Genomic DNA, 8,632 nt, shown 5'->3' with positions numbered 1-8,632 from the left:
GCTGGGCCATAGTCCTGGATCTGCCAGCCCCCAGCCGTTTTCGACACGACCACCTTCAACAACGTCGGCAGTTCACTCGGTTGCGGGTTCTGCACGTTCTGCGTCTTCTGGCTCGCGAAGACCATCACCGTGTACTCGCCGTCGGTTTCACCAGTGACGCTGGTGGCCAGCACGCGTCCCGACGCCTGCACCTGGGCCTGCTGCATGATCTGCGTCAGCGTCGGTCGAACCTCGTCGTAACGCTTGACGAGCGCCTCATCTGCGTTCTCCTTGACCGCCGCAAAAAAGGCGTCGGTGTTCTGATAGCTGTAGGTCAGGGACTTGGTCGTGTAATCCGAGGCGGCCTCCGCCGCCGCAGCCCGTTGCGCGGCGTCGTTTTCCAATACCGACTTCGCGTCGTCGGCCTCGAGGTAGAGGTAGGCGAACACGCCGACCAGCACAGCGAGCACCACGATCACGGCCGAAACGACCACGGCAGCACGTGATCGCGGCCATACTGACCAGCGACGCCCACTCGGCGAGGGGGGGTCGACGTCGCTGTCGTCAACCCCCGTCGCGGCTACGGAAGCGGTTTTGGCGTTTTCGTCCACCAGCAGATCGCCATCCGTCGTCGCTGCTGCCGCGCCGCCCTCGACCTCAGTGGCCTCAGTAGGCGGTCTGGTCTGCTCGTCATTTGTCATCTGGGGCCTTCTGTGTACTTGCTGGTGACAGTCGCTTGCGGACAAGCCGTCATCTTGGTGATTGCGACACGGTGATGGGGACCTCGGCGCGACCTGGTCGCGACGTCGGGAAGGTTCGGGCGAGGAGGTCGCCGATCGATCCGAAGTCGACGTATGTGTCCGCGACCTTCTCTGTCGCCGGTTTCACCGCCCGGGTGATCGTCACCAGATCAGGCTGCAGGATCTGGATATAGCCACTGAGCTTGTCCACAAGCTTCAACACGGGAGGCCACTTGTCGTACGAGGTGGTTGTGAACTCGATGAACGCCCGCTGAATTCGCGCCAATCCGTTCACGGCGTCAGGGGTACGCACAGCTGCCGTACTGAGGACGTCCCCGACATTGGACATGAGGCCGAGCAGGAACTCGGCGTTGTCCGCGGTCACCCGGACGGACCCATCTTTGCCGACGAAATCGACTAGACGGTGCATCATGTCGCCGATCATGTCGAGGTCTCCCTGCCGTCCTGCGACGGCCTCGGCGACGGTCTTGTTGATGGACTCGATCGAAGCCGGGTCGAGCCCATCTGCCACCGCAGCCATCTTCGGCAACACCTGGGGCACCGATTGCGACACGTGCACCGCCTCAGCGGGCACCACGTCTCCGTTGTCGAAGTACCCGCCGGTGGCCGTGCCCCCGGGCACGAAGTTGATGTACTGTTCCCCCGCGATCGACAGATTCAGGATAGACATCACGCTGTCCTGGGGGATCTTGTGATCGGAATCGATCGCCATCTCGACCTTAAGTGCCGAATCCACGACGTTGATGGAGGCCACCTTTCCGACGGGTATCCCCCGCACCATCACCGGCGACGTGTCCAGTAGACCGCCTGAGCTGTCGATGAAGGCGGTTAACGAGTACTCGGAGCGGGTGGGGTTGACGCGTGCCACGCCGACGACGAGGTAGCCGAGCCCTGCGACGAACACGACGGCCAAAGCCACCATCGATATGAGCGTGCTGCTGCTGCGGTTCACGGCATCATTCCGATCGATTTCAACACGGTAATGAACGATTCGGCGTCACGCCGCGCCAGGTCCCGACCATCGATGGAGATGTCCGAGAGGTTGATGTCAGGCGACCCCACGAATGGAATGAGTTTGTCGCGGATGACGCGCGTTGCCTGCTCCGTGACGGACTTCGAGTAAATGTCGGAGTTGGCGATCGACGCGATCACCGGGGCGATCGCGGCCACCGACTCCTTGATGCGTGAGTACTCCGGATCCACGATCCTGCCCGCGGCCGTAGCAAATGTACGCAAGTTGGCGATGAGTAACGCGACGTCGATCAGGGAGTAGCCGAGGCCATAGAAGTTGGTTCCGCCCTTAGTCAGCATCCGGTCGATTCCCGACGGATCAGCCAAAATCACCTTCAGAGTCCGATCAGCCGACCTCAACACCACGTCGAGCTTGTCAGTGTTCGAGGAGACCTCCGAAACGGTCTCCAGCGTTGTCCGATACAGGGCGTCGAATTCCTGCGGATCCTTGGGGAACGAGGTGTTCAATGTCGAGATCGCGGTGTGGATCTTGTCGAGTTCACCGCCGCCGAGAACATTCGCCATCCCACGCATGACGTCCTCGACATTCGCTGCCGGCTCGGTCCGTGCCAGCGGGATCACCGAACCCGACCGCAGCAAGGCACCCGTCGACGGCTCGGCTGGGGGAAGGATGGAAACGTAGATCTCACCAAGGAGAGTGTCCTGACGCAGCTCGGCTCGCGATTCGGCCGGCAGCTGAGTCTTGTTATCGATGCGAGCTTTGACGACCGCATGCCCGTTCTCGTACGTGACATTCTCGACGGTTCCGACGCTGAGCCCCTCTGAGAGGACTTTTGCGAGGGCCGGCAGATTGAGTGCGCTGGTGAACTCCATCTGGATGTCGTAGCCGTTGCCGTCAGAGGTTCCTATGGTCGGCGGATTGTCAGCGTTGATCCCACACGACGTCACGAACACCATCGCTGCCATCAGTGCGATCACCATGGGTCCGAGGCGTGCCCGGTTGACTGAGATCATCAGGCCCCTCCCCCCATCATCCCGGCGATCGTCCTTGATGCATCGCCGGGCCCGCAGACGCCGTTTGCCACCGGCGCGGCGCAGCCACTGACGAGGCTTCGCAAAGGCAGCGACACTGCGAACGCCTGCACGATCGACTTGGCATCGGGGTGTTTCATGATGAGGTCTGCCGTGCGGGCTGCGACCGCTGCCACCATGTCCGGCTGCTCTCCCATGCCGGCGATGAGCGGAACGGCAGCATCACCGATCGCGAATATTGGGGGCCCGAAATCCGTTGCGAGCCGCGAGAGGATCGGTACGAACGTCCCCGCGTACTCGACTGCCGCGCCGAACGTCTGGCCGAACGCGACGATGACATTGATGGCACCCACGAAGTTGTCGAAGAGGGCGGTCACCTCTTTGTCGTTCTCGGTTGCCACCCCCGTCAGTGTTGCGAGGTTCCCGACGATCCTGCGAACCTGTCCATCCCGCTTGGCCGGGTCGTTGATGAGCGTGGCAGAGTCCTTGATGATCCCGGCCACGTCACCCTGGGTCCCTTCCAGATTGCGGGAAACGAGCTTGAGGGACTGCAGGACGGCGTCGGTGTTTCTGCCGTTGTCCTTGACCAGGTCCTCGGACAAGTCGCTGATCGAGTCGAGCGTCTGACTGATTCCCAGCGGGGTTCTCGTCTTACTCAACGGAATGCATTGATTCGTCTCGTATCGGGCTCCACCGGAGTACGGCTTGGTGAACTCGATCTGACGTTCGGTCACGATGGATGTCGACACCAGAGTCGCGCCGACGTCGGCAGACAGCGGCACGCTCTTGTCGACCCGCATGTCGATCCTCACACCGGACTGACCTTTATTCTGGTGCACCCCGACGACGCTGCCCACCTTCTTGCCGAGCATGGCGACTGCGTTGCCTTCGAAGAGGCCCGATGCATCGGTGAACTCTGCGCACAGGGCGCGCGTGTCGTCGGACGCTGTCCGGCCTATCCCGATACCAGCGATGACCACCACCACCACGGCGATCAGGAGCAGCAGTCTTCGGACCCAGGTGGTCAGCATTTGTCGTCACCACTCGGAATGCACACACGAACCTCTGGTTCTGTGGTGGCCGGCGCACCGACCGGCGCCTGGAGGAGGACGCCGAGGCGCTGAGTGATCTGATCGATCTGTGTCAGGGCATTGGAGTAGCCCGGCATCTCTGTCGACACCTTGTCCAGGAGCGTCTTGAACTGTTGCACGGACGGTTCGATGCCATCGCGGTACGCCACGAGCGGCCTCGTCAGGAGTTTGAACAGACGCCTGAGATAGTCGAACCCGTCGCGGACGTTCTGGATATCAGGTCCCAGCGTCCTGGCCAGGAAGCTGAGTTGACGGAGAAAGTCGACTAGCACCTGTTTTTGGTCGGCGAAAGCTTTGACGTATTCATCCGATAGAGCGACCGTTTTGTCGAGCTGACCGTACTGTCGCTCTAGGAGGTCCATCAGACTGCTGGTGTTCCTCAGTGCGTCGGGAATGTTTGTGTTGCCGTCGGAGAACGCATTCTGCAGCAGCGCCGCAGTTTGACGGAGATCGACGCCGTTCACATCACGGAACACCGGCGTCGTCGTCTCGAGCGTGTTGGAGATGTCGTAGGTACTCGATGTCTGAACAAGGGGGATGGCCCCCGACAGCGCGGTCGGTCCTGACCCTGGGTCCAGATCGAGAACTCGCCCGCCGATCGGCGTGATCAGGCGAACCGCTGCGGTAGCATCCGAACGGACTGACACCGAGTCGTCGAGTCGAAATTTGACTGTGATAACCGTTCCCGTGAGGTCCACCGACGACACCCTCCCTTGTCTTATCCCCGCTATACGCACCTGATCACCCGACTCCAGCCCGCCGGTGTTGACCAGATGGGCCGAGTACACCTTTTGACCGGGCGGTGCGATATACACGGCCCCGGCGATGACCAGACCGACCACCACGGTCACCACCACCACACCGGCGACGATGAGGTCGCGTCTGCGTTCGGGCTGGTGATGCGATCGATTTCGATTGAACAACCTCACTTACACACCACCAATCGTTGCCCCATAAGCGCAATCTGCGCTGTATCCGGCAGGGGCAGGAGACCTTTCGAACATTGCGCCTCGCTCGGCGTGGAGGTCGTCGCAGCGGTGAGCGAGTCCATAAGGGGCTTGAGCAGCACCGCACCGTTGAGTAGACCCTCTAACTCCCCGGGTTCTCGCGCCAGACGCTGATAGATCGCCGCGAAACTCTGGTCGTACGTTGACTCGAGTTGCTCGCCGGTGAGGACCGTCTTCGACATGGACCGGTTGACCTCGCGTAGCGACTCTCGCAGCCGGTCACTCACGCGGCTGAAGGCGTCGACGATCGATCCCAGCTTGTCGACGAGTTCGACCATCTCCGCCGAGCGGCCTTCGAGCTGGTCGGAGACCTGGCCGAGACTCGTCACAATATTTGTGATGATCTCAGACCGCTGGTTCCCGTAGGCGGTGATGTTGGCGATCTGCTTCAGAACAGGCGATATGCCCCTTCCATCACCTTGAGCAACGCGCAATAAATTGGACTGCAGTTCATTGATCTCGTCGGCATTAAGCGTGTCGAACACCGGCTTGAATCCGTTGAACAAGGTGGACACATCAAATGAGGGAATGGTCTTGTCGAGCGCCACCTGTGTGAGTTCCCCCTGTGTCTTCCCCTGTGCCGCACCGATCAATTCGACATATCGCTGTCCGAGAAGATTCTGATAACGCACGGCGGCGGTGGTTTTCGATGTGATCGTGATGTCGTCGTTCAGTTGGAAATGAACGACCGCCGTGGGCCCGTTCAGGTCGATCGCCGTCACATAACCGACCTTGACTCCAGCCAGCCGCACACCGTCGCGAGGTTTGAGCCCGGAGGCATCGGAGAAGACCGCTGATCGTTCAGAACTCGGTCCATCCGAGCTGGGTTGGAGGATGGCGATGATCACGTAGGTGAGAACGCCGATGACTGCGGCGAACGCGACGATCTTGATGATGGTGGGAGTTATCGACTTGAGCTTCATCTACCTCGGTCCTCCTACTGCAAGCGCGCTCTGCAGCGCAGGTGACGTCTGCACTACCAGGGCGACCTGAAGTTGTACTCGCTCGCCGACCTGCGGCGTGGCCTTGTCGATGCTGTCCAGGATCTGCGGGATGGTGTAAACGGTCCGCGCGAGCCCCGAGGCCGATCTGGCGACTGGCCTCGCCAGATCGAGGCCGACGTCCAGTAGTGAACTCAACGCCGGGTAGTTTTTGTTCAACAGTCCTCCGAGTGCGCCGAACAGGACCTCGCCGGTGTCGTTGAGGTTGCCCTTGGTCTGTTTGATGGCCTCGTCGGTGGCGAAGAAGTCAGCGATGTCGACGTTTATGAGGATGCCCGGAATGAACGGCTTCATGAAGTCGGCAACACCCTCGGACACGTCTGCCGCGATCGCCAAATCCTGGCCCACTGGCCGCTGTTGAACGTCCCGAGTGAGCTGTGCGATCTGGAACATGAGTTTGCCGGCGTCGGCAAACGTTTGGGAATCGTCGACGACAAACTTCACCACAGAATTGAACGCCGGCTGATCGAGAGCATTGACCAGCTTGGAAAGTTTTCGAATCAGGGTCGAGACCGACGTTTGTTCGGACTGCTGCTTGCTCACATAGACACTGCCGCCATCACGGATGAGCGCTCCCTGCCCGGGGTCGACAATATCCAGTGCCGTCGGCCCCAGCGCGCTGGCGGACGTGTAATTCACCGCCAAGCCCTGACGCAACCGGATGTCGTCGTTCGCTCCGGTGAGCTCAATTTTCACAGACGTGCTTTGGTCGCGCACCGACACCGAGGACACCTTGCCCACCGTGAGGCCCCGATACTTCACCTCCGATCCGCCCTTCAACCCGTCACCAATCGCGTCGGTGGTGATCGTCACTGTCTTGTTATCTTCAAATTTTCCGGTTGCGTTTGACACCAGAAAATAGGCCGCAACCACCACTACGACGAGGACCCCAATCCCACGCAGTGTCAAATTTGTTATTGAGGGCGCGCGCCCTGACGGATCTTTATAAACAGCCACTTCAACCCCTAGCCCGAAATCCTGACGCCCGAATCGAAGCCCCACATCAGCAGGGTCAAGATCATGTCCTCCACAACAATGACGATGAGACTGCTGCGGATCGCTCGACCAGACGCGCGGCCGACGCCTTCTGCTCCACCGGTGGCGTAGAAACCCTGGTAGCTGTGGATGATGACGACCGAAACTACGAAAATCAGGACCTTGATGACTGAGAACGCCAGATCCTGCGGTTTGAGGAACGCATTGAAATAGAAGTCGTAGGTGCCACCTGACTGGCCGTGTAGCAGGATGACGACCAGCTTGGCCGCGGCGAAACTTAGTATCAGCGTCACGATGTAGAGCGGGATGATGGTGGTGATCGCTGCGACCACGCGTGTGCTGACGACGTATGGAATCGGCCGCACCGCCATCGATTCGAGTGCGTCGATCTCTTCGGCGATGCGCATCGAACCGATCTCCGCAGTGAGGCGACAGCCGGCCTGGGCCGCAAAGCCGATCGCAGCGATCATCGGTGCCAACTCCCGAGTGTTGGCGTATGACGAGATGAACCCGGTAAGAGACCCCATCCCCACCAGGTCCAGCGAGGCGTAACCCTGGATGCCGATAGATGCCCCGACAGCCATTCCGAGAATGACCAGCACGACTGCGGTACCCCCGCCGACCAGAACAGCGCCTCGTCCCCAGGCAAACTCCTGTATGTACAAGAGCGTCTGTCGTCGATAGGTGGTCGCGACGTGACGAATTCCTGCGACGGTGTCGATGATGAATGTGGTGATGTGCCCGAGTTGTGCGGGGACTTCGGCGAGGGGCGTCACAGAACGCACGATCGGACGAGTGACCGAAGTGAAACGGGTGGATGGTACTGCGGTCACGTGTTCTCCGTCATCCGATGGTCTGCGGGACGAACATGATTGTCAGCTGGGTGATGACCACGTTGATGACGAAGCACGCCACCACCCCCAGGACCACGGTGGCGTTGACAGATTGGGCCACACCCTTCGGGCCGCCTTTCGTGGACAGACCCCGGTGACATGCGATCGCCACGACCACGAGACCGAACACCAATGACTTGATCAGTGCCACCAGGATGTCCGCCGACGAGGCGAACGAGGCGAACGAGGCGACGTAACTTCCGGGCGTGATGCCCTGGACGTTGACGCTCAGGATGTAGCCGGCCACGAGACCGGTAAACACGATCAGCATGCACAACATTGGAGCGACGATGAGAACCGCAACGAACCGCGGTGCGACGACTCGACGGGTCGGATTGAGTCCAAGAGTTTCCATGGCATCGATTTCTTCACGGACGGTGCGTGCGCCGAGGTCAGAGGCGATGGCTGACCCTGCCGCACCACCGAGCAGAAGGGCTGTGACGATCGGTGCCCCCTGCTGAATGATCCCGAGTCCACCAGCGGCGCCGGCGATGGACGTGGCCCCGACCTGCTGGGTCAGACTTCCGACCTGCACCGAGACGATAACGCCGAACGGAATCGCCACCAGGATCGCCGGCAACGTCGTGACGGTGATGACGAACCAGGTCTGTACAACGACCTCCCGGAAAGGAAACCGTCCGGTGACAATGTCGTGCACGGCCCACCGTAATGCCTGGCCGGCGAGGGCAATCGTGTTTCCGAAGGTCGCAAGACTGTCTGTCGCACGACCAGCAAGTTCCGTAGCGATACTGATTCTCCTTCACCTTGCTGAACAGCCCTCCGCGATGGGTGTTCGCACAGTACCAGGTACTTGCAGTACCCCATTCGCGGTTTGGATACTTCTGCCCGAATTGACCAGCCGGCACGACGGAACACCGGCCCTGTTGACCCTCGATGACG

General features: G+C 60.6%; 9 protein-coding genes. All 9 read right to left on the bottom strand.

Annotated features, from left to right (window positions below):
- Positions 1–680: hypothetical protein (locus BJF87_RS20130; protein ID WP_262339070.1), on the bottom strand; the 680-nt coding region annotated here is incomplete at its 3' end.
- A gap of 49 nt (positions 681–729) precedes the next feature.
- The gene (locus BJF87_RS20125; RefSeq protein WP_075863799.1) at positions 730–1,662 is read right to left on the bottom strand and encodes an MlaD family protein; all 933 of its coding nucleotides are present in this window, start codon (positions 1,660–1,662) and stop codon (positions 730–732) included.
- Positions 1,663–1,688: 26 nt separating this feature from the next.
- On the bottom strand, positions 1,689–2,726 hold the full coding sequence (locus BJF87_RS20120) for an MlaD family protein (protein ID WP_006359627.1): 1,038 nt from the start codon (positions 2,724–2,726) through the stop codon (positions 1,689–1,691).
- Complete coding sequence (locus tag BJF87_RS20115; RefSeq protein ID WP_006359628.1) at positions 2,726–3,775, bottom strand: MlaD family protein; 1,050 nt, start codon at positions 3,773–3,775, stop codon at positions 2,726–2,728. The genes BJF87_RS20120 and BJF87_RS20115 overlap by 1 nt, the downstream gene beginning before the upstream one ends.
- On the bottom strand, positions 3,769–4,764 hold the full coding sequence (locus BJF87_RS20110; RefSeq protein WP_042378899.1) for an MlaD family protein: 996 nt from the start codon (positions 4,762–4,764) through the stop codon (positions 3,769–3,771). Before BJF87_RS20110 ends, BJF87_RS20115 begins: the two co-directional genes overlap by 7 nt.
- Positions 4,761–5,765: an MlaD family protein gene (locus BJF87_RS20105; protein ID WP_035756048.1), complete on the bottom strand. Its 1,005-nt coding sequence runs from the start codon at positions 5,763–5,765 to the stop codon at positions 4,761–4,763. Before BJF87_RS20105 ends, BJF87_RS20110 begins: the two co-directional genes overlap by 4 nt.
- Entirely contained in the window at positions 5,766–6,800 is a 1,035-nt protein-coding gene (locus BJF87_RS20100; RefSeq protein ID WP_040004233.1) for an MlaD family protein, read from the bottom strand.
- Positions 6,801–6,808: 8 nt separating this feature from the next.
- Positions 6,809–7,672, bottom strand: a complete 864-nt coding sequence (locus tag BJF87_RS20095; RefSeq protein ID WP_006359632.1) for an ABC transporter permease — start codon at positions 7,670–7,672, stop codon at positions 6,809–6,811.
- Between the two features lie 10 nt (positions 7,673–7,682).
- On the bottom strand, positions 7,683–8,423 hold the full coding sequence (locus tag BJF87_RS20090) for an ABC transporter permease (RefSeq protein ID WP_035756051.1): 741 nt from the start codon (positions 8,421–8,423) through the stop codon (positions 7,683–7,685).
- Between the last annotated feature and the right edge of the window lie 209 nt (positions 8,424–8,632).

Origin of the sequence: Gordonia sp. CNJ-863 (assembly GCF_001942325.1) — a bacterium.
Lineage (GTDB): Bacteria > Actinomycetota > Actinomycetes > Mycobacteriales > Mycobacteriaceae > Gordonia > Gordonia alkanivorans.
The sequence above is the reverse complement of the archived record's forward strand: the minus strand, read 5'-3'. Positions and strand labels throughout refer to the sequence as shown.